The sequence below is a fragment of the Aquabacter sp. DMC10 genome (genome assembly GCF_056314145.1).
On the sequence record NZ_JBQUYX010000010.1, the window covers coordinates 179,517 to 201,135 of the forward strand.

19 protein-coding genes are annotated in these 21,619 nt (G+C 67.0%); 7 read left to right on the plus strand and 12 right to left on the minus strand.

Features of this window, described 5'->3' with window-relative positions; translation table 11 throughout:
• Positions 1–37 precede the first annotated feature (37 nt).
• The gene (locus ACT54L_RS23420) at positions 38–361 is read right to left on the minus strand and encodes a hypothetical protein (RefSeq protein WP_476088068.1); all 324 of its coding nucleotides are present in this window, start codon (positions 359–361) and stop codon (positions 38–40) included.
• 479 nt (positions 362–840) lie between these two features.
• On the opposite strand from ACT54L_RS23420, the gene ACT54L_RS23425 reads away from it, so the two are divergent.
• Positions 841–4,323, plus strand: a complete 3,483-nt coding sequence (locus ACT54L_RS23425; RefSeq protein WP_476088069.1) for an indolepyruvate ferredoxin oxidoreductase family protein — start codon at positions 841–843, stop codon at positions 4,321–4,323.
• Positions 4,324–4,416: 93 nt separating this feature from the next.
• Here the strand turns inward: ACT54L_RS23425 and ACT54L_RS23430 are convergent, their stop codons facing one another.
• The 6 genes from ACT54L_RS23430 to argB form a co-directional block, all read right to left on the minus strand.
• Complete coding sequence (locus ACT54L_RS23430) at positions 4,417–4,839, minus strand: DUF2852 domain-containing protein (protein WP_476088070.1); 423 nt, start codon at positions 4,837–4,839, stop codon at positions 4,417–4,419.
• A 105-nt stretch (positions 4,840–4,944) separates the two neighbouring features.
• Entirely contained in the window at positions 4,945–5,580 is a 636-nt protein-coding gene (locus ACT54L_RS23435; protein WP_476088071.1) for a TetR/AcrR family transcriptional regulator, read from the minus strand.
• 57 nt (positions 5,581–5,637) lie between these two features.
• Positions 5,638–6,489 carry a GNAT family N-acetyltransferase gene (locus ACT54L_RS23440; RefSeq protein WP_476088072.1) on the minus strand — a complete coding sequence of 284 codons (852 nt, stop codon included), beginning with the start codon at positions 6,487–6,489 and terminating at the stop codon, positions 5,638–5,640.
• Between the two features lie 31 nt (positions 6,490–6,520).
• A complete protein-coding gene (locus ACT54L_RS23445) occupies positions 6,521–7,711 on the minus strand; it encodes a GGDEF domain-containing protein (RefSeq protein ID WP_476088073.1) in 1,191 nt (396 codons plus the stop codon).
• Between the two features lie 203 nt (positions 7,712–7,914).
• A complete protein-coding gene (locus ACT54L_RS23450; RefSeq protein WP_476088074.1) occupies positions 7,915–8,610 on the minus strand; it encodes a pyrimidine 5'-nucleotidase in 696 nt (231 codons plus the stop codon).
• 158 nt (positions 8,611–8,768) lie between these two features.
• Positions 8,769–9,674: an acetylglutamate kinase gene (gene argB, locus ACT54L_RS23455; protein ID WP_476088075.1), complete on the minus strand. Its 906-nt coding sequence runs from the start codon at positions 9,672–9,674 to the stop codon at positions 8,769–8,771.
• A gap of 208 nt (positions 9,675–9,882) precedes the next feature.
• Between argB and ACT54L_RS23460 the strand changes: the two genes are divergently transcribed.
• The 4 genes from ACT54L_RS23460 to ACT54L_RS23475 all read left to right on the plus strand — a co-directional run bounded on the left by ACT54L_RS23460 (position 9,883) and on the right by ACT54L_RS23475 (position 14,095).
• Positions 9,883–11,439 (plus strand): hypothetical protein, encoded by a 1,557-nt coding sequence (locus ACT54L_RS23460; protein WP_476088076.1) that lies wholly within the window; start codon positions 9,883–9,885, stop codon positions 11,437–11,439.
• 95 nt (positions 11,440–11,534) lie between these two features.
• Positions 11,535–12,668 carry an alpha-D-ribose 1-methylphosphonate 5-triphosphate diphosphatase gene (locus ACT54L_RS23465; RefSeq protein WP_476088077.1) on the plus strand — a complete coding sequence of 378 codons (1,134 nt, stop codon included), beginning with the start codon at positions 11,535–11,537 and terminating at the stop codon, positions 12,666–12,668.
• Between the two features lie 104 nt (positions 12,669–12,772).
• A complete protein-coding gene (locus tag ACT54L_RS23470; protein ID WP_476088078.1) occupies positions 12,773–13,471 on the plus strand; it encodes a DUF1045 domain-containing protein in 699 nt (232 codons plus the stop codon).
• Positions 13,472–13,480: 9 nt separating this feature from the next.
• Positions 13,481–14,095 (plus strand): LbetaH domain-containing protein, encoded by a 615-nt coding sequence (locus tag ACT54L_RS23475; protein ID WP_476088079.1) that lies wholly within the window; start codon positions 13,481–13,483, stop codon positions 14,093–14,095.
• Between the two features lie 32 nt (positions 14,096–14,127).
• Here ACT54L_RS23475 and ACT54L_RS23480 read toward each other — a convergent pair whose 3' ends face one another.
• From ACT54L_RS23480 to ACT54L_RS23500, 5 genes are all read right to left on the minus strand, one after another.
• Entirely contained in the window at positions 14,128–14,943 is an 816-nt protein-coding gene (locus tag ACT54L_RS23480) for an FkbM family methyltransferase (RefSeq protein WP_476088080.1), read from the minus strand.
• A 111-nt stretch (positions 14,944–15,054) separates the two neighbouring features.
• Positions 15,055–15,954: a methyltransferase domain-containing protein gene (locus ACT54L_RS23485; protein ID WP_476088081.1), complete on the minus strand. Its 900-nt coding sequence runs from the start codon at positions 15,952–15,954 to the stop codon at positions 15,055–15,057.
• Positions 15,955–16,051: 97 nt separating this feature from the next.
• Positions 16,052–17,059, minus strand: a complete 1,008-nt coding sequence (locus tag ACT54L_RS23490; protein WP_476088082.1) for a Bug family tripartite tricarboxylate transporter substrate binding protein — start codon at positions 17,057–17,059, stop codon at positions 16,052–16,054.
• A gap of 17 nt (positions 17,060–17,076) precedes the next feature.
• The gene (locus ACT54L_RS23495; protein WP_476088083.1) at positions 17,077–17,466 is read right to left on the minus strand and encodes an AtuA-related protein; all 390 of its coding nucleotides are present in this window, start codon (positions 17,464–17,466) and stop codon (positions 17,077–17,079) included.
• A complete protein-coding gene (locus tag ACT54L_RS23500) occupies positions 17,463–18,836 on the minus strand; it encodes an acyclic terpene utilization AtuA family protein (RefSeq protein WP_476088084.1) in 1,374 nt (457 codons plus the stop codon). Before ACT54L_RS23500 ends, ACT54L_RS23495 begins: the two co-directional genes overlap by 4 nt.
• 136 nt (positions 18,837–18,972) lie before the next feature.
• Between ACT54L_RS23500 and ACT54L_RS23505 the strand changes: the two genes are divergently transcribed.
• Together ACT54L_RS23505 and ACT54L_RS23510 are read left to right on the plus strand one after the other, a co-directional pair.
• On the plus strand, positions 18,973–19,881 hold the full coding sequence (locus ACT54L_RS23505; protein WP_476088085.1) for a LysR substrate-binding domain-containing protein: 909 nt from the start codon (positions 18,973–18,975) through the stop codon (positions 19,879–19,881).
• 151 nt (positions 19,882–20,032) lie between these two features.
• A complete protein-coding gene (locus tag ACT54L_RS23510; RefSeq protein ID WP_476088086.1) occupies positions 20,033–21,310 on the plus strand; it encodes a glycerate kinase type-2 family protein in 1,278 nt (425 codons plus the stop codon).
• Positions 21,311–21,619: the final 309 nt, after the last annotated feature.

Consider the following 21,619-nt stretch of genomic DNA (forward strand, 5'->3'; position numbering starts at 1 on the left):
CCGCGGTTTTCTTAGCGCGGTGCGCCAAAGGGTGTCGTCAGCGGAACTTGAAATTGTTGATCGCGCCGAAAATGTCGAAAGGGCCGCCCGGCGCAGTCTTGGGGCCGGAGCCTGTATATTCATAGTGATAATCGACTTTGCTGACCCCGGCCCCGCCGCTGACACCGTCCAGCTGGTCGTCCGACAGGCCGCCGTGGTTGAGAATCTCTTCCGGGCCGAAGGCAAAGGGGGTGTCCTGCGACAGTTCCGACAAGCGAGCCGCCACGGTGGCCGCGGCATCGCCATAGATGGCCTGAATTTTATTGGCCAAATCCGGCTGAGCCCTCGCAGCGGCGAGGAACGCCGTCACTTTATCGTTCATGATGTGCTCCGTCACTTGATTGGTTGGGCCAAGGAAATATCCCATGCCCGTGCCATCTTTTCAGAGTGCCGCGCGTCCAAATGTTTAATATATAGTTTCTGTTCTAATGTTGAAAAAATTGAAATTTTGGGTGAGGGGCGCCATAATAATTGTATTTTACTTTCTTTCATTGCATCGAAATTGGAGATAGATTTCGTAACGAAGCGAAGAGTGGATTTTTTTATATCATCTCTACTTCTTGGCGTCCCCTGGCCAAGGAGGGATGCTGTGCGACGTGAGCTGGCAATGCCTGCGCCTGCCGTGTTGCAATGCACCAAAGTGCGTCACGCCTTCTTTTTTGGCAATTTCATTTCACAACCCTTCCAAACAACGAAATTGCGAGGTGCGGCACTCCGTGTCAGCCTTGAGGCAGATCAAACCGGCGCGGCACCTCGCCCAAGCCGGGAGGCGCGGGCATGGCGCCGCGTCGGGAGGCCCTGATGGCATTGAAGCCTGTCTCGCTCGACGACAAATATGACCTCGCAAAAGAAGAGGTTTTCGTTTCCGGCACCCAAGCGCTGGTGCGCCTTGCCCTGATGCAGAAGGAGCGGGACCGGCGGGCGGGCCTCAACACGGCCGGCTATGTGAGCGGCTATCGGGGCTCGCCGCTGGGCGGCCTCGACCAGCAGTTCCTGCGCGCCGAAAAGGTGCTGAAAGCCAATGACATCCTGTTCCACAGCGGGCTGAACGAGGATCTGGCCGCCACCGCCTTGTGGGGCTCCCAGCAGGCGGAGTTGCGGGGCGAAGGCAAGTATGACGGCGTCTTCGGCCTCTGGTACGGCAAGGGCCCGGGCGTCGACCGCTCCGGCGATGTGTTCCGCCACGCCAACAATGCGGGCACTTCGCCCCATGGCGGCGTGCTCGCCCTCATGGGCGATGACCATACCTGCGAAAGCTCCACCACCGCCCACCAGAGCGAATTCCATTTCGTCGACGTGATGATCCCCGTCCTCAATCCGGCGGGCGTCCAAGAAATCCTCGATTACGGCCTTTACGGCTGGGCGCTCTCCCGCTTCTCCGGTGCGTGGGTCGGCCTGAAGGCGGTTAAGGACACCATCGAATCCACCGGCATTGTGGATGGGCGCCTCGATCGGGTGGCGCTCGCCGACCTCGCGGGCTTCACACTTCCTCCCGGCGGCCTGAACATCCGCCTCGGCGACACCGCGCTGGCGCAGGAGGAGCGCCTCCAGGAATACAAGCGCGACGCCATCATCCACTTCCTGCGTGCCAACCGGCTCAACCGTTTCATCACCTCCGGCGGCGCCCGCCCGCGCATCGGCATCGCCACCGTGGGCAAGAGCTACCTGGATGTGCGCTTGGCTCTTGATGAGCTGGGCATCGACGAGGTGCGCGCCAATGATCTTGGCATCCGCATCTGGAAGGTGGCCTGCCCCTGGCCGCTGGAGACGCAGGGCCTTCAGGATTTCGCCCGTGGCCTCGACCTCATCATGGTGGTGGAGGAGAAGCGCTCCCTCATCGAGGTGCAGGTGCGCGAGGAATTGTACGGCACCGCCAACCAGCCAGTCTGCATTGGCAAGAAGGACGAGCAGGGCCGCTGGCTGTTCCCGGTGAAGGGCGCGCTCGATCCCAATGACATCGCCATCGCGCTCGGCAAGCGGCTGCTCGCCTATGGCGACATTCCCGATATCGCCGCCCGCGTGGCGGAGCTGGAGGAAGCCCAGCGGGTGCTCGCCGCCACCGGCGACGTGGCCACCCGCATTCCCTATTTCTGTTCCGGCTGCCCGCACAACACTTCCACCAAGGTGCCCGAGGGCATGCGTGCCTATGCGGGCATTGGCTGCCACTACATGGTGCAGTGGATGGATCGCCAGACCACGGGCTTCACCCAGATGGGCGGGGAAGGCGCCAACTGGATTGGCGAGGCGCCCTTTTCCAAGCGCGGGCATGTGTTCCAAAACCTGGGCGATGGCACCTACAACCATTCCGGCTATCTGGCGGTGCGCGCCTCCGTGGCCGCCAAGGTGAACGTCACCTACAAGATCCTGTTCAATGATGCGGTGGCCATGACCGGCGGCCAGCGCCATGACGGCAACCTGAACGTGCCCATGATCGCCCAGCAGGTGGCGGCCGAAGGCGTGCAGAAGGTGGTGGTGGTGACGGACGAGCCGGAAAAGTATCCGGCCGGCATCAAATGGCCGGACGGGCTGACCATCCATCACCGGGATGAGCTGGACAAGGTGCAGCGGGAGCTGGCCACCGTCCCCGGCGTGACCGCCCTCATCTATGACCAGACCTGCGCCTCCGAGAAGCGCCGCCGCCGCAAGCGCGGTCAGTTTCCGGACCCAGACAAGCGCGTCATCATCAATGAGCGGGTGTGCGAGGGCTGCGGCGATTGCGGCGTGAAGTCCAATTGCGTGTCCGTGCAGCCGCTGGAGACCGAGTGGGGCCGCAAGCGCGAGATCGACCAGTCCTCCTGCAACAAGGATTTTTCGTGCGTTAACGGCTTCTGCCCGTCCTTCGTGACGGTGCACGGCGCCAAGCCCCGCAAGAGCGCGGGCGCGGCGGCGGGCGCTGGGGATTGGCCTGAGCTCCCGGAGCCCAACTTGCCCGCCATTGAAGGCACCTATGGCGTCATCGCCACAGGGGTCGGTGGCACGGGTGTGGTGACCATTGGCGCCATCCTGGGCATGGCCGCGCACCTGGAAGGCAAGGCCTGCGGCATGATCGACATGGCCGGCCTCGCCCAGAAGGGCGGAGCGGTCTACAGCCATATCCGCCTCGCCAATACGCCAGAGGAGATCACCGCCATCCGCATTCCCGCGCGGGGGGCGGACTTCATCCTGGGCGGCGACCTGGTGGTGGCGGGCACCAAGAAGGTGCTGGCGGCGGTGAAGCCCGGCAAGACCCTGGTGGTGGTGAACACCCACGAGGTGCTGCCCGGCGACTTCACCCGCAATGCCGACTATTCCCTCCCCAGCGCCCGCATCAAACGCACCATCGCGGCGGCGGCGGGCGAGGAGAACACCCATCTGATCGAGGCCAGCCGCCTCGCCACCGGCCTGTTCGGCAATTCGCTGGCGCAGAACATTTTCATGGTGGGCTATGCCTATCAGTTCGGCGGCCTGCCCGTGTCGGCCGAGGCCATCCTCAAGGCCATCGAGCTGAATGGCGAGGCGGTGGCCATGAACCAGGCCGCCTTCCTGTGGGGCCGGCGCGCCGCCCATGATTCGGCCCGCGTGGAAGCTGCCATCGGAACCTCCGCGCCCACCTCCGATGCGCGCGTGCTCTCAACCTCCCTGGAGGAGATGATCACACGTCGCGTGGCCGACCTCACGGCCTACCAGAGCGCCCGCTACGCGGCCCGCTTCAAGGCGCTGGTGGACAAGGTGCGGGCCGCCGAGGCGGCCCGCGCCCCCGGCCGGTCCGGGCTGACAGAGGCGGTGGTGCGCAATCTCTACAAGCTCATGGCCTATAAGGACGAGTATGAGGTGGCCCGGCTCTTTTCCGATGGCGCCTTCCAGCGTCAGGTGGAAGCGGCCTTCGGGGGCGACCTCTCCTACGAGTTCCACCTTGCCCCGCCGATCTTCGCCAAGCCTGATCCGGTCACCGGCGAGCCGCGCAAGATGCGGTTCGGGCCGCGCATGATGAAGGGCTTCTCCTGGCTCGCGCGCTTCAAGGCGCTGCGCGGCACGCCGCTCGACATCTTCGGGTGGAGCGAGGAGCGCCGGACGGAGCGGGCGCTGATTAAGGATTACGAGAAGCTGGTGGCGGAGCTGATGGGAGCGCTGACCCCTGACAACCACGCTTATGCCGTGGCGCTGGCCTCCATCCCCGCTAAGATCCGCGGCTACGGCCATGTAAAGGTCCGTCACTTGACCGCCGCCAAGGCGGAGGAAGCCGACCTCCTGGCCCGCTTCCGCGCCCCGCCCGCGGCCCGGCCGGAGGCGCAGGCGGCGGAGTGAGGCGCGGCCGGACGGCGCGCGAGCAAGGCTCAACCAAGAAAGAAACCGCCGGCCCCAAGGCCGGCGGTCTTTTCCGTTCAGGAGGCCGGAGCCTCAGTCCTGGGGCTGGGGTGCCTCGGGCTGGTCGCTGGCGCGGCCGGTGCGGCGGCGTTCGGCCATGAACTGGTCGAACTCGGCCTTGTCCTTGGCCATCCGCAGTCGCTCCAGGAAGTCCTTGAACTCCTTCTGCTCCTCCTCGAGGCGCCGCAGCGTCTCGGAGCGATATTCGTCAAAGGCCCGGTTGCCCGACGAGGGGGGGCTCCAGAAGCCGCCGGGGCCCGGCCCACGGCCACCTCCGCACATGCGATCCATTTTCTCCTGCCAGCGGGCCATGCGATGGCCGCAGCCGACGCGCCCCGAGAACAGGGTGAAGGCGAGGACCGCGAGACCTGCGGGCCACCAGAACACGAAGCCGAGAACCGCCAGCGCGATCCACGCCCCGGAGCCGAGGCCATCCAGTTTCGATACGAGTGTCACGGCGAACCCTTTCGGCGTGAATGTGAATAACATTTACATAAATGGTCCCAGGTCCGCGTCCTGTCAAGGGCGTCTCCCAGTGTCGGGCGTCGGCTTTTGAAAATTTCAGCGGCGGGGGTCGGCGCCGAGGCCTTGCAGATAGACGAGCACGCCAGCTTCCAAGAGGTCCTCCGCCGACATGGGCAGGCTTCGCCGCGCCTTGTCGCCGCGCCCGAACAGGTCGGCGATGCCATGGGCCAGGGACCAAATGTGCAGTGCCAGCATCATGGCCGGGGGGCGGGAGGGCAAGGTGGTGACGACCGCCTCCGCGGCGCTGCGCAGGGCGCCAAAGGCGCGATCGCCTTCCGCCCGAACTTCCGGCGTGGCGTCCGCCGGCACATTGGCCTCGAACATGGCCGCATAGAAGGCGGGCTGGGTGCGCGCGAAGGCCAGATAGGCCCGCCCCAGCCGCTCAAGCGCCGTGCGCGGATCAGGCCGTCCCCGGTCCCACGCGGCCTCCAGGGCATCGGCAAAGGCGGCAAAGCCGCGCCGGGCCACTTCGGCCATGAGATCGTCGCGATCCCGGAAATGGCGATAGGGCGCGGCGGGGCTCACCCCGGCCGCGCGGGCGGCCTCCGCGAAGGTGAAGCCGCCAGGACCCTTTTCGCCGATGAGGTCCAGCGCGGCCCGCACCAGGGCTTCCTTCAGGTTGCCGTGGTGGTAGCCGCGCGTGCCCTCTCGGTCCGATTTCGACCAGCTCATGTTCGGGTCCCGGTTATGTAAGCTGGGTTTACATAAGGTCCGGCGTCCCGTCGAGGCTCATCCGAGCTCGAAGCTGGTGATCCCGAAGATGCGCGCCAGGGGCAAGGCCGGTGCGGCGCCACGATACATGCGCGCGGTCTCGAAGACGGGCGAAAGACCGGCGTCCTCGGCCAGGGCGCAGCCGGCCGCATTGGGCTCGGGCACGTCGAGAAAGATCGGCTCAAGGGGGGCGACCGCTCCTGCATGGCTGCAGGCCGCTTCATAAAGGGCAAAGGCCGTGGCCGCGTCCGGTGCAAAGAGGGGGCCGATCTTGTGCCCGCTGACGCAGCGCCGGACGACGCAATAGCCGGAGATCTCTCCGCCGACATGGGCCACGAAGGCGCCCCCTTCGACCGGCCGGAGCCAGTGGGAGAGGAAGCAGGGTCGGTCGAACAGGAAATGGCGACGGTCAAACGCCATGAGCGCAGGAACGTGCCGCGCCTCCGCCCGCGCGATACCGGGCGCCATTGCTCCGGCCGCCAGTGGGAGGCCGCCAAAGCGAATGTTGCGGTGGGCGAGGATGAAGCCGGAGCGGGCATAATTGCCGGTCTGAGCCAGAACGCCGTCCAGCCCCGCGACGCGATCGCCCAGCCGATCCATGGCCGCATTCCAGACCGCAAGGCCCAGCCCGTGTCCGCGCAGGTCCGGGCGGCAGATGTAAAAGCCCACAAAGCCGAAGGCCGGCCCATAGGTCACAGCCGAGATGACGCTGGCGAGGACTTCGCCCTCGAACAGGCCGAGGAAGCCCTGCGGGTCCTGGGCGAGGAAAGCGCCGGCATCTCCAGCCCCGGGATTCCATCCCTCTTGCGCGGCCCAGGCAACGGCGGTTTCCACCTCGGCGGCGGTGAGGGGGCGGATGTGGTGTGTCATGAGCATGCCGGCAGAAAGGTGGGCGGGGCGGTCAGGCGGATTCGGTGCCGTCGGCGACGACCACCATGTTTCGGCCCCGCGCCTTGGCGAGATAAAGGGCCCTGTCGGCCCGCTCGATGACCGTTTCGAGGGTGGCATCGTTGGCGGTCAGGCCGGCGACGCCGAAGCTGGCGCGCACCTCAAGGGGCGAGGCGGGCGTTTCCACCGGCGAGGCGGCGATGGCACGGGCGAGGCGATGGGCTACGCGCTCCGCTCCCTCCAGGTCCGCTCCGGCGATGAGAATGGCGAATTCCTCGCCGCCGAGGCGGGCGAACACGTCATGGGGGCGCAGCTCCGCCCGGCAGCGCGACGCCACTTCCCGCAGCACGGCATCGCCGGCTGCATGGCCGTGGCGGTCATTGATCCACTTGAAGCGGTCCATGTCGAAGATCAGCACCGAAAGCGGTGTCCCCGCCAGCAAGGCGTGGTGGAAGGCCGCTTCGCTGCGCTCCATGAACATGCGGCGGTTGCCGAGGCCCGTGAGGGCGTCGGTGCCGGCGAGCCGGCGCAGCTCCTCCTCCATGCGCCGGCGCGCGGTGATGTCCCAATAGGCCATCACATAGAGTTCGTCGATGAAGCCGAACCGGAACTGGATGGTGCGGGTGGAGCCGTCACGGCAGCGCACGTCCCAATCCGCCTGGGCGAACTGGTTGGGAGGGCGGAACTGGAGGGTGCGGCTCGCACCGTCGCGGTAGCGCACATCCCAATCCGTTTGGGAGAAGGTGCTGGCCTGGAGACGGGGCGGCGAGAGGCGATGGCGCCATTCGGCAATGGCGCGGCGGCGCGCATCCTCGTCGGGAAAGGCCTGGCTCCACCAATCCTCCAGATGCAGGCGGGACCCGGGAGGCGGCGGGGCGAACATGTCGTCGGAGACGGCGTTGGAAAACACCTGATTGAAGTCGAGGTCGAAGATCTTCAGGCCCACGGGCAAGCCGGCGAGCACGTCCTGTGCCAGCTCACCCCAGCCGCGCGCATCCCCTTCCACATGCCCCGCGGCCGCTTCCAGGGTCAGAAGGTGGCCTTCTATGGGCGCGGGGAGGGGAGCATGGCGCAGCGCCAGGACGGTGGGTGCCCCCTGGCCCTCGATCGGCAGCAGGAGCCGATGTCCGGGGGCTCGCGTCTGCACATGGGCGGACAGGCGCACCACCGCCCAGGGCCCCAGGACCGTTTCGAGCGAAGGCAACGCAGTTCCGCCCGCTGGCGGTAGGTTCAGAAGGGCGCGTGCAGCACCGTTCGCAGCAAGGATGCTGCGTGCCTGTGGGTCAATGGCCAGGAGCGGGTGGTGGACCAGCTCCATCCAGGCACCGCAAGGCGCCTCCTTGGCGATCGACAGGGGCTGTCCGGTCGCGGACGCCTCAGGCGTAATGGCCAATCGAACCCCACTCCTTATGCGCCCACTTGCTCGAGGAATCCGGCAAGGTCCTCCGTGATGTAATCCACATAGGCATCCTCCCTGCCCTCGAACTCCCAGGCCTCCCGCGTCTCCAGCCGTTCTCCGGGTGGAACCACCAGGATGGTCACCATGCCCAACCGGTGGGGAACCTCCAAGTTGCGCGCCAGATCCTCGAACATGGCGGCGCGGGTGGGGTCCACCCCGTAGGCATCAAGAAACCTCCCATAGGCCTCTGGCGTGGGTTTGGGGTGGAATTCCGCCGCAACTATGTCATGCACCGCCACGAAGTGCTGATCCATGCCCAGCTTGGACAGGACATTGCGGGCGTGGCGCTCGGAGCCGTTGGTGTAGACGAGCTTCTTGCCGGGCAGGGCCTCGATGGCGGCGGCAAGCCGCGGCGAAGGATCAAGACGGGACAGGTCCACGTCGTGCACATGGTCGAGGAAGGCGTCGGGCTCGATGCCGTGCTCGATCATCAGACCTCGCAGGGACGTGCCATAGCGCCGATAATAATCCTTCTGGAGCTTGAAGGCCTCGTCGAGGCTGAGGCCCAACAGGCCGGCGATGTAATCGCGCATGCGCGCATCGATCTGGCTCCAAAGGTCATGGCGGGCCGGATAGAGCGTGTTGTCGAGGTCGAACACCCAGGTGTCGACCTCGCGAAAAGCGGCAGAAGGGGTTTCGGTCATAAGGACATCCACGCGAGGGGCGGGCGGATGTAGCATCAAAGCGTCGCAGCGTCATACCGGGCCGGGCCGGAGGTTTTGCCGCACGCGGTCAAAGAAAACGCGCCGCAGGGACTGCGGCGCGTCATGCTTTAGAGCCCACGCTAAGCGCGCAGGTCGAATCAGCGGGTGATCAGCGTCCCCGCTCCCCCGTCGGTCAGGAGCTCCAGCAGCACCGCGTGGGGCACCTTGCCGTCGAGAATGACGACGCCTTCCACACCCTGCTCCAGGGCATAGATGCAGGTTTCCACCTTCGGGATCATGCCTCCCGAAATGGTGCCGTCGGCGATCAGGCGCTCCGCCTCGGTGATGGTCAGGCTGGGAATGAGGTTCTTGTTCTTGTCGAGCACGCCCGGCACGTCGGTGAGCATGAGCAGGCGCTTGGCACCGAGGGCGCCGGCAATGGCACCGGCAAAGGTGTCGGCATTCACGTTATACGTGCCGCCATCCTCGGCCGCCGCCACCGGGGCGAGCACGGGAATGAGCTCGCGGCCCAGGATCTGGTCGAGCACGGTGGTGTCCACGCGGTCGGGCTCGCCCACGAAGCCGAGATCGACTTCCTGTTCGCTGTTGCCGTCGGGATTGGTCACCACGCGGCTGGCCTTGCGGGCCACCACCATGTTGCCGTCCTTGCCGCACAGGCCGATGGCCGTGCCGCCGGCGGCATTGATGAAGCCCACGATCTGCTTGTTGATGGAGCCGGCGAGTACCATTTCCACGATTTCCACCGTGGCCTTGTCGGTGATGCGCAGGCCGGCGGCGAATTCCGACTTGATGCCGAGCTTCGACAGCATGGCGCCGATCTGCGGGCCGCCGCCGTGCACCACCACCGGATTCACGCCGGACTGTTCCAGCAGGACGATGTCCTCGGCAAAGGTGCGGGCTCCGATCTCATTGCCCATGGCGTGGCCGCCATATTTCACCACGACGATGGAATCATCATACCGCTGCATGTACGGGAGGGCCTTGGTGAGCACTTCGGCCAGGAGCTGGCCTTGCGCTTCGCCTGCCGGGTCTTGCTCGCTCATGTCCGAGTGCGTCCTGTTGGTGCGGGGCGGCTCGCTTCTAGAGCATGAATGGTGAAAGTTGAATGGCCTTCCCTGCGTCGGCGCCTTACGGGCGTCATTTCCCCAAGGGTAGGGTGCGCAGCGCTGCCTCCGATCCACCACATTTGAGCCGCTCTAGGCTGGCTGAATCCCGCATGCGGGACCTGCTCTCCAGGTAGACCCATCGCCGATGACCACGCCGAAGCCTGTCCGCCGCGCCCTGGACCTGCGTCCCTCGCGCATCGCGCTCCTGTTCCTTCTGTGCTTCGCGATCGTCTCGATCCCGATCGTCACGCACCCCATTCCGCCGCTGTCGGATTATGTGAACCACCTTTCGCGCATGTACATCATCGCGCAGGTGAAGTCCGATCCGATCCTCGCGCGCTATTACACGCTCGAATGGTCGGTGCTGCCGAACCTGATGATGGACCTCATCGTCCCCGTGCTGGAACGGGTGACCAATGTGTTCGTAGCGGGGGAGATCTACACGCTCCTATGCTTCGCGCTCATTGCCTTCGGGACGCTCGCGCTCCATCGGGCCCTGTTCGGCCAGTGGTCGGCCATCCCGCTGCTGGCCTTTCCCTTGCTTTACAACTCGGTCTTCCTGATCGGAGTGATGAATTATGTGTTCGGCATCGGCCTCGCGCTGCTGGCGCTGACCACCTGGATCCTCCTGCGCCAGAGCCTGTGGCGCTATCCGGTGGCGGTGGGCTTCGTCATCGCCCTGTTCTTCTGCCACCTGGTGTCGGTGGGCATCTATGGCATGGGCCTACTGGCCTATGAATTGTGGGTGCTGGTGCGCGACCGGCGCGAGGCGCTGCAGCCCCGCCTCGTGCGTTTCGTGGCCGCCGGCCTGCCCTTCCTTCCGGTTGGACCCATGCTCCTGATGAGCCCCACCTGGGGCTTGTCGGGTCAGAATTACTGGGAGCCGCGCGGCAAGCTTGAAGGCATCGAGTTCGTCGTCAACGTCTATTACGACCATGTGGCCTTCGCACTCACCGCCGTGATCGTGCTGGCGGCCGCATGGGCGAGCCAGCATCGCCTGCTGCGCTTCCATCCGCTGCTGTGGCCGCTTCTGATCGTCTCCGGCATCGTCTACATGGCCATGCCGCGCACGGTGTTCGCCACCTATATGGCGGACCAGCGCCTGCCCATCGCGGTGGCTTTCATGGTGATCGCGTGCATCCAGGTGGACTTGCGCCACCGGCTGGCGCGGCGCGGCTTTGGGGTGGTGCTCATCATCCTCCTGTCCATCCGTGTCGCCGAGGTGCAGGTGGTGTGGGACCGCCTGTCCCGCTGGACCGGCGCGTTCGATGCCTCGGTGGAGAAGATCGACCGAGGCGCGCGGGTGCTGGTGGTCTATTCGGACCCGCGCGGCGGCAATGACGTGACCGACCTTGGCCTTGTCCATGCGGCCTGCCTCGCCATCATCGAGAAGTCGGCGTTGATTCCCACCGTCTTCAATGTGGCCGGCAAACAGATCCTGCGGGTGCGGCCGCCCTATCGCGATTTCGTCGACACTGAGGATGGCAACCCGCCCACCCTGGAGCAGATGCTGCTGACCGCGGACGATGTGAGCCCCGATGGGCCCCGCTATTGGGACCTGTGGCCCCAGCATTTCGATTATGTCTATCTGCTGTTCACCGAGCCGGGAGACATCAACCCCGATCCCGAGCGCCTGGAGCCCGTGTTCGAGGGCGCGCGGTTCCAGCTCTACAAGGTCGTCAAGCCGACGCCACCGGCCTGAGCAGCGTCACCTTGTCGTCATGCGGGCGTGACAAGGGAGCCGCCTGCAGGCAAAAGCGCGTCTTCGGCGCCTCCCCAAGACCCGAGAAGACCGTGATGGAAGTCATCTACACCAACGCCATCCTGGCCCTGGACGACCGGCTGGTGCCGGGAACGCTGGTGGTGCGCGACGGCGTCATCGCGGAGGTGGCCGAGGGCCTCAGCGCGCGTTCCGATGTCCGGGACTGCGCGGGCGACATCCTGGCCCCCGGCCTCATTGACCTGCATACGGACGCGCTGGAAGGCCATTTCGTGCCCCGGCCCAAGGTGATCTGGCCGGACGCCCGCGCGGCGGCGCTCGCCCATGACGGGCAGGTGGTGGCCGCCGGCGTCACCACCGTCTATGACGCCATTTCAGCGGGGGGATTCGACCAGGCCAAATCGGTCCGGCGCGAGCTGTTCTCCCTCATGCTCGATGCGGTGGAGGCCAACCGGGCGCTGTTCCGGGCCGACCACCAGATTCATTTGCGGTGCGAATTGACCGATCCCGGCGTGGTGGACTTGGTGGCCCCCCAACTTTCCCGTCCGGTGGTGACTCTGGCTTCGCTGATGGACCACACCCCCGGTGCGCGGCAATGGCGCAATCTGGAGCACCTGCGCACCTTTCTCCTGGGCATTGGCAAGACCGCCGAGGACGTGGAGATCGAGCTGCAGGAGCGCACCGAGCGCGGACGCGCGGCGGTGCGGGACAATCACAGGAAGATGGTTCAACTGCTGACCGGCACGGGCATCGTCCTTGCCAGCCATGATGATACGCTGCCCGAACATGTGCTGGACGCCAAGGCTTCCGGCTGTACCATTTCCGAGTTCCCCACCACGGTCGAGGCGGCTCGGACCGCCCATGCGGAGGGCCTCACCACCATCGGCGGGGCACCCAATGTGGTGCGGGGCGGGTCCCATTCCGGGGGCGTAGCCATGAAGGATCTCATGGCGGAGGGCCTGTTGGATGCGCTCGCCTCCGACTACGTTCCCGCAAGCCTCCTTCAGGCCGCGGCCAAGCTTGGCCGTTCACCAGGCATCGGCCTGCCGCGCGCACTTGCTCTGGTGACCAGCGCGCCCGCCAAGATGGCCGGCCTGTCCGATCGCGGCCGTCTTGCCGCCGGCCTGCGCGCCGATCTCCTGCGCTTCCGCATGGTGGAAGAAACGCCGGTGGTGCGGGAGGTCTATGTCCGGGGCGAGCGGGTGTTCTGAGTGGCGCGCTCGCACGGCGATGCGCGGGGAGCTATAGCAGTCCGGCACCGGTCGCGCCGCCCGGCCCGCCGGGCGAGAGATGACGAACCGAAGTGGAGAGGAACGTGGCCCCGCGCTATGCCGTCTATCTCGCCCCCTCGCCCGACAGCGCCCTCTGGCAATTCGGCTCCCGTGTGGTCGGCTATGATGCCGTCACCGGGGAAGATCTTCCCCCGCTGGATCTGGCGGGCTTCGACGCCCAATCCTGGCGGGAGCTGACCGCCGAGCCTCGTGTTTACGGCTTTCATGGCACACTGAAGCCGCCCTTCCGCCTGGCAGAGGGGGTGTCCGAGACGGATGTGATCGCCGCGTTTACAGAGCTTGCCGGCCGCTGCCACGCCTTCGAGCTGCCGCCGCTGGACGTGAAGGGCATCGGCAGTTTCGTTGCGCTGGTGCCTTCCGCGCCCACCCCCGTGCTCAATGACCTTGCCGCCGAGCTGGTGGTGCAGCTTGACCATCTGCGCGCACCCCTGACGGCGGGCGAGATCGCCAAGCGTCGGCCGGACCGGCTGTCCGAGCGGCAGATGCGGCTGCTGGAGGATTATGGCTACCCCTATGTCATGGAAGAGTTCCGCTTCCACATGACCTTGTCCGGCTCGCTGGAGGCGGATGCCGCCGTCCACGTGCAGAACACCCTTGCCGATGCCTTCGCCGCCTCCGGCGCACATCTGCCGCTGCGGGTGGAGGACCTCGCCTTGTTCCGGCAGGAGGCGCCGGGCGCGCGCTTTCGCCAATTGGCCCGTGCGCCCCTCCATCCACTGTGAGGCCGTCCCATGAAGAAACTCGGCGTCGCCCCCACCATTGATCCTTCGGCCCAGGTCAAGCTGAGCCAGCTCGGGCGCTATACGGAAGTGGGGGCGCGCACGAAGTTGCTGGAGGTGGAGATGGGGGACTATTCCTACATCGCAGCGGACGCCGAGGCGGCCTACAGCCAGATCGGAAAATTCTGCTCCATCGCCGCGATGACGCGGACCAATCCCGGCAATCACCCCATGTGGCGGGCGAGCCAGTCCCATTTCACCTATCGCGCTTCGGCCTATTTCGACGATGCGGAGGACGAGCTGGGCTTCTTCCAGTGGCGGCGAGAGCAGCCGGTGCGCATGGGCCATGACGTGTGGGTGGGCCATGGCGCCATCATCCTGCCCGGCCGCACCATCGGTACCGGCGCGATCGTGGCGGCGGGCGCTGTGGTCACCCGTGACGTGCCGCCTTACGCCATTGTGGGCGGGGTGCCGGCACAGGTCATCAAATGGCGGTTTCCCGAGGATGTGGCCGAGCGGCTCATGGCGCTCGCCTGGTGGGACTGGGAGCATCTCCGCCTGCGCGCGGCCCTGGAAGATTTCCGCCAGCTGACCGTTCACGCCTTTCTGGAAAAGTATGGCGGCTGACACCCCCTCCGCCCTGTGATCCCGGAACGCCGTCAGCCCGCAAAGCCGTGGGTCAGGCAGGCGCGCAAGGATACCAGCTGGGCCTCGTCATAGGCACCCACCACATTGGGAAAGCGCATGTGCAGGATGTGGTGGTACATCACCGTGTAGCGCTCGGTGTCATCATTGAGGTCCAGATAGGAGTTCCCGTCCACCGCAAGGAGGATGGGAAAGGTGGCGCGCAACTGGTCGAAGAACTCGGGGACGGACACGCGCTGAAAGGCGTTGAGGCACCAGTGGTTCAGTTCCGCCGTCACCAGGGGGCGATGCTGCGCCAGGGTGTGCGCGGCGCCGCTCAGCACTTGGCCCTCCACGCCTTCCACATCGATCTTCATCAAATCCACCGTGTGGATCCCAAGCTCCGGAAGCACCTCGTCCAAGGTGCGGATGCGGATGGTCTCGACCGTATGGCCCGCCCCCGCCTGCGTCTGGTCCGAGACAAAGCCGCCGGAACGGTTGCTGGGCGAGAAGGTCAGCGTGGTCTCCTGCGTCTCCACGCCCAAGCCGTAATTGTGGGCGTGGACATGGGAAAGGCCCGCCTCCGCCAGGTTGCGGGTCAGATAGGAGCAGGTGGTGGGGGAGGGCTCGAAGGCGTGGACGGCCGCGGCGGTTTCGCCGAACAGGATGGCGGTGCAGCCAATATTGGCGCCCACGTCCAGCACGGTGTCGCCCGGGCGCATCAGCACCTTCAGCAGGCGAACGGTGTCCGGCTCGAAGCCCCGCTCCACATAGGCCAGGTAATCATCGTCCGAGACGATGAGATAGTCTTTGTCCCCGATGCGGACCTTGGCCTGTCGTTCCTCACCCATGATGTGCCTCGTCCCGTCGGCGCTGCGGCACCGTCCAAGGGCCACTCCGCATGAAGGCTGACGTGACGTTGGGGCAAAGTGAGGACAGCGTGGCCGTGCGGGCTGCCGGCCTCAGTCGGTCTCGTCGGGCCGGGCGCCGGATTTCAGCTCCACCGTGCCCAGCGCATCGGCGAGGCGCATGCGGGCCGAACCGGGGCGGGCCGGCTTCTGCTGGCTCTCATGGGGCACCCAGGCCGAGAGCCAGACGATCTCGAACGTGGCGCGCACGCGTCCGTCGGGGTCGGCGAAACGCTCGGCATAGATCTCCGCCGCCCGCAGCAGCACCGTCCGCGGCAATGGCACGCGCCGGCGTTCCAGCAGCGCGTTGGTGGCGCCCATGCGACGCAGGTCCGCAAACAGGGTGAAAGGGCTGGAATAGCGCACCGTCAGGCGTTCGGTGTCGCTCACGGGCAAGGCGAGGCCCGCCCGCTGCAACAGCCCGCCCAGGTCCCGCACATCGGCGAAGGGGGCCACGCGTGGGGAGAGGCCACCCGTCACCTCGGTCTCGGCGGCGGCAAAGGCCTCCCGCAATTCGGTGAGGCTTGTCCCGCCCACGATGGCCGCGAGAAAGAGCCCGTCCGGCTTGAGCGCCCGGCGCACCTGCGCGAACGTGCCCGGCAGGTCGTTCACATGCTGGAGGGCGAGGGCGGACACCACCAGGTCCAGCGCCCCATCGGCGAAGGGCAGGGACTCCTCGTCCGCGACCACGGCCGGACAGGCGCTGTGAAGCCCCAGCTCCAGGGGCGCAGCGCGGAACACCTGTTCCACATTGGGCGCGCCGCTCAGCGCTCGCGCCACGGCATCGGTGGGCGTACCCAGGTCCACAGCGCGGGAGAAGGTGCGGCGCACCGCCATCACCCGGTCCGCCAGATCCTCGGCGACGCGGTCCAGCAGGAAGTCGGCGGGGCCGAGCCGCGCCGCGCGGGCGAGCCGCCGGCGCAGCAGGGGGCGATCAAACAGGAGATGGCTCATGCCGGCCATATAGGCGCGGCGGGCGCGGGAGGAAAGGCGGGAGGTGGGCCGACGGACTTTGCAAATCCCACCGGCCCATCGACACGACCCGTTGCTCTCATTCCGGCTCGATACCGGCTGCCTTTGTGATCTCCGCCCACTTCTTGGTCTCGGACGCGACGAACGCCGCAAGCTCCGCAGGAGTGGAGGAGGACGGCTCGATGCCAGCACCGATCAGCGTGTCCTGGACGGACTTTTCGCCCATGGCCTTGATGAAGGCTTTGTCGAGGGTGTCGATGATGTCCTTCGGCGTCTTGGCCGGGGCGAAGGCGGCGAACCAGGCGGTCAGCTCATAGTCCTTGAGGCCGGCCTCACGCATGGTGGGCAGGTCGGGGGCGAGCGAGGAGCGTTCAGCGCTCGAGACCGCCAGCGCCTTCAGCTTGCCGGCGCGGGCGGACGGCAAGGTGGTGGAGATGTCGGCGAACATCACCTGCACCTGACCGCCGAGCAGATCCGTCACCGCCTGGGGATTGGACTTGTAGGGCACATAGAGGATGTCGACCCCGGCCTGGCTTTTCAGCATCTCCACCGCAAGGCGGGAGGAGGCGGAGCCGGCGCCGAAGGTGAGCTTGCCGGGATTGGCCTTGGCATAGGCGATGAACTCCTGCGCGGTGGTCACCGGCACCGAGGGGTTCACCACCAGGGCGAGCGTGATGGAGCCGAGCTTCGAGATGGGCTCGAAATCCTTCACATGGTCATAGCTCAGCTTCTTGTAGAGCGCCTGGTTGGAGGCGTGGGTGGAGTTGGAGGTGATGAGGATGGTGTAGCCATCGGGCGCGGCGCGGGCCACTTGCGAGGCGGCGATCTGGCCGTTGGCGCCGGGCACGTTCTCCACCACCACCGACGCGCCAAGGCTCGCCGAGACATTCTGGGCGAGCACGCGGGCCAGCGTATCCGTTGCGCTGCCGGCGGAGAAGGGCACCAGGAACTTGATGGGCCGGGAGGGATAAGTCTCGGCGACGGCCGGCGCCGCGCCGAAGGCCAGGGCGAGGCCCAATGTGGCGGCCAGCGCCGTGCGGCGGGTGAGGGAGCGGGCGCCAGGCGGCGCGGAAAGCGGCTTGTCCATGGGGTTCCTCCGGTTTTTCAGATGGTTGTGAGCGTGTCGGCGGGCAGGAGGCGCAGCGCCTCCTGCACCTTTTGCGTCGGCGCCAGCTCCAGTTCGAGCAGGCGGAAGGAGAGCGACTTGCCGTGACCGTCGAGGCCGAGGGAGGCGTTCACGCCCCCTTCCAGCACGTCATCCAGCACGAAATTGAACGCGCAGAGGTTCGGCAGGTCGTAGCGCACCACGCGGGTGGGATGCCGGCTGGCGAAATGGGCGGCGACCGCCTCGGCGGTCACCTGCTCGGCCAAAGCGGGGAAGGCCTCGGGCAGGCGGCAGACCAAGGCGATATTCGCCCGGTTGCCCTTGTCGCCGGCGCGCGCGAAGGCGAGGCGGTGCAGAAGGAGGGGGGCGGTGGGGTGGTGCAAGGTCATGCCGCATCCTCCAGCAAAGTGGCGCGGGGCTGCGTGAAGGCGCGCTCCACCAGGCAGGAGGCGCTGGACAGGCGCGCGGTGAGATGGCGTCGCACACCCCCGCCGCCGGCCGGACCGACGCAATAGAGCGCCTCCACCTCGTCCAGCAGCAGGTTCAGCGCCTTCAGGTCGCTGGATTGGGCGGCAAAACGCAGGCGCACGTCCTGGGATCGCGTCTCGGCCAAGCGCGCGGCGAGCACGTCGCCGGCGGTGTCGTTGAAGAGGCTGGCGATGCCGATGGCATCCACCCGTACGGTCAGGCTCGGCGCCTGCTCGGCCATGCGGGTGCGGATGATCTCAGCGGCCAGCGCGGCGCGGGCGGCGGCATTGGGGCCCGCATAGGAGATTTCGGCCTCCGCCAGGTGCCCTGCCTCGAAGCAGACCGTGGTCTTCAGCGTCTCCGGCCGCGCATGGCCGCGCGCGCCGGAGATGCGCACGCGATCCGGGCCGATCTCCTCCACGCGGGTGGCGGTGATGTCGAGCACCACGTCGGGTGTGAGATAGGCGGCGGGATCATGGATTTCGTAAAGCATCTGCTCGATCACGGTGAAGCGATCGATGCGCCCGCCCGTGCCCGGCGGCTTGGAGAGGGTGAGCGTGCCGTCGCGGGCGATCTCGGCAATGGGAAAGCCCACATGGGCCAGATCCGGCACGTCCTTCACCCCGGGATCGGCGAAATAGCCGCCGGAGACCTGGGCACCGCATTCCAGGAGGTGTCCGGCCAGCGTGCCGGCGGCTAGAAGGTCCCAGTCCGCCTCGTCCCAGCGGAACACATGGCGCAGCGGCCCGAGCGCCAAGGCGGGATCGGCGATGCGCCCGGTCACCACAATGTCGGCGCCGAGATCCAGCGCCTCCATGATGGCGGTGGCGCCGATATAGGCGTCAGCCGAGACGATGGCGTCGCGCCCCTGGAGCAAGGTGCCGCCCACCTCACGCGCCGCCAGTTCGGCGACGCTCAGGCGGTCCTCAAGGCTCGCGCCTTCCACCACCGCGATGCGGGGGGCAAAGCCGGCGGCCTTGGCCAGGGCGGCGATGCGGGCTGCGGCAGCCGGGGGATTGGCGGCGCCGAAGTTGCCGATGATGCGGATGCCGGAAGACAAGCACGGCGCCAGGATGGGGCCCACAAAGCGCTCCAGCGCCGGGCTGTCGCCGCGCGTGGGATCATTGCGGCGGGCCAGCTGGCAGGCGGCGAGCGTGCGTTCCGCCAGGGTCTCGAAGATGAGGAAGCGCGGCCCAGAATGGCGGCTCAGTTCCGCCACCACCGGGATTGCAGCGTCCACCCGGTCGCCCGCAAAGCCCGCACCGGAGCCGATGCGCACCATGTCCGTCATCCCGTCCTCCCGTGCCGGCCCGTCTGCGCGGGAACTGCGGCTGAACCGATCGATCTCCCGCCGGTTTCGGAAATCCTAGACAGGGCCAATTCATTAGGTCAAATAATGCAACTATATAATTTCATAGGGTGATACGATGAATATCACCGTGCGCCAGCTGGAGGTCTTCGCCTGCGCCGCCCGCGCCTTGAGCTTCACGGAAGCCGCGCAGGTGCTGGGCATCTCCCAGCCGGCCTTGAGTGAGAGCATTCGGCGCATGGAGGCGGAACTGGGCCTGCGCCTGTTCGATCGCACCACCCGGCGCCTCAGCCTGACCAAGGATGGGGAGGCGCTGGCGGGCCTCGCCGAGGAGGTGGTCCGCGATGTGCGCGCCGGCCTCCAGGACATTGCCGAGCGGGGCCAGCGGCGCCCCCGCGTCTGCATCGCCCTTTTGCCCTCCATAGCCGCCGCCATCCTGCCGGCCGCCACCGACGCCTTGCGCCGCGCCTTTCCCGAGGCGGAGCTGGCGGTGTGCGACGTGCTGCATGAGCGCGCCGTGGGCCTGGTGGAGGACGGGGTGGCGGATCTGGCCGTCACCATGCGGCCGGCGGGGGAGCTTCTGGCCTATGAGCCCTTGGGCGCCGACGATGTCTATGCCCTCATGCGCCGCGATCATCCCCTGGCGGGGCGGGGCGCGCTGGCCTGGGGCGCGTTGGCGGGCCATCCCTTCGTGGCGCTCGCCCGTTCCACCTCCGTGAGGCGACTGGTGGATGGCGGTCTGGCGGCGGCAGACGTGGCGCTGGCGCCCCGCTTCGAGGTGGAGCAGATCCCCTCCGCTGTCGCCTTGGTGGCGGCCGGCCTCGGGGTGACCGCCCTGCCGGCGCTCACCTTCGCCATGTTTCCCCGCCAGGGGCTGGTCATGCGGCGGCTCGAAAAGCCCGTTGTGCGACGGGCGCTGGGGCTCATCACCCCCACGCGGCGGGCGCTCTCCCCGGCGGCGGCGGCGCTGGCAGAAGGATTGCGCGTGGTATTCCGGGAGAAGGTGGGGCTGGCGCCAGAGGGATGAGCGGGGCGACTGAGAGGGAGCAACTTGCCGTTGCCTCACCGGCAAAGGGTCCTTGAGGCCATTGATCGCGGGCGGCCGCGGGGTTACCACTTCCTGAAATAATGAATCCCAGACGCCCTCAGGGTTCGGGACGCCGCGAGGGAGATGGGCCATGTCCACGCCAGCCGCCGAATTCGAGACCCTGACCGACGAACAGATCCTGCGCAGCCTCTATGACGCGGCGCTGTCGGCCGCCTTGCCTCAGGGCAAGTTCGAGGGCCTGCTGCCGGATCCCCCCGGCCCTGGCGGGCGCACCCTGGTGATTGGCGCCGGCAAGGCCTCGGCTCTGATGGCGCAGGCGTTCGAGGACGCCTGGCCCCATCCCTGCGAGGGGCTCATCGTTACCCGCTACGGCCATGCCTGCCCCACCCGCTCCATCGAGGTGGTGGAGGCGGCCCATCCTGTGCCGGATGAGGCGGGCCTTGCCGCGGCGCGGCGCATCCTGGACCTCGCCCGTTCGGCGGGGCCGCAGGATCTGGTGATCTGCCTGATGTCGGGTGGCGCCTCCTCGCTCCTGACCCTGCCGGCGGAAGGGCTGACGCTGGCCGACAAGCAGGCGCTGAACAAGGCGCTTTTGAAGTCGGGCGCGCCCATCGGCGTCATGAACAAGGTGCGCAAGGCGGTCTCCGCCATCAAGGGCGGCCGGCTGGCCGCCGCCATCGCTCCGGCGCGGGCGGTGACCTATCTCATCTCCGACGTGCCGGGGGACGATCCCGCCGCCATCGGCTCGGGCCCCACCATTCCCGAGGCCTCCGACCCGGAGGAGGTGCTCAGCCTCATGCGCACCTGGCGCGTGGACGTGACACCGGCCCTGGAAGCAGTGATCCGCTCCAACACCGTCTCCGGGGAAACCCAGCCGCACCAGGTGGTGCATATGATCGCGACCCCGCTCATGGCGCTGAAGGCGGCAGAGGCGCGGGCCCGGGAGCTGGGCCTTGCGGCCCTCATTCTCGGCGATGCCATCGAGGGCGAGGCGCGGGAGGCGGCGCATGTCTTCGCCGGCATCGCCCGCTGCGCCAGTGCCCATGGCGTGCCCTTGCAGGCGCCCGGCGTGCTGCTCTCCGGTGGCGAGACCACGGTGACCGTGCGCGGCCACGGACGCGGCGGGCGGAATGTGGAATTCCTTCTGGCCCTGGCTTTGTCCCTCAAGGGGGCGAAGGGGATCTCGGCCATCGCCTGCGACACGGATGGCATTGACGGCACCGAGGATTCCGCTGGCGCCTGGTTCGACGAAGCCATCCTGACCCAGGCAGAGGCGGCGGGGGTGAGCGCGGCGCAGATGCTGCTCAACAATGACGGCTACTCCTTCTTCGCCGCCCTTGACCGGCTTGTCGTCACTGGCCCCACGCTGACCAATGTGAACGACTTCCGCGCCATCCTCATCCGGTAAGGGGCCGCATCCTGTTGTCATGTTGCAGCGCAGCAGGCATGCAACAGGTGCATGACGGCTGGAATGTCTTTGTATGCAATCTGTTGCGGCCGTCTGACGCATGTTCGTACCGAAATGGTTCGGATTTGAAAGGTCAGTCGCCTTGACCTTTTGTGCAGCGCACCTCATTTGCGCCGTCCCGGGTCTCCACGCTGAGACCCACCCGAGCCAATGCCCGCGGGCAATCGGCCAAGAAGGTGGAATGGACAGGTTCGGCGCCGGTCCCAACCCCTCAAGACCACACAAGGGAGGAGAGTTCGTCACGTCGCC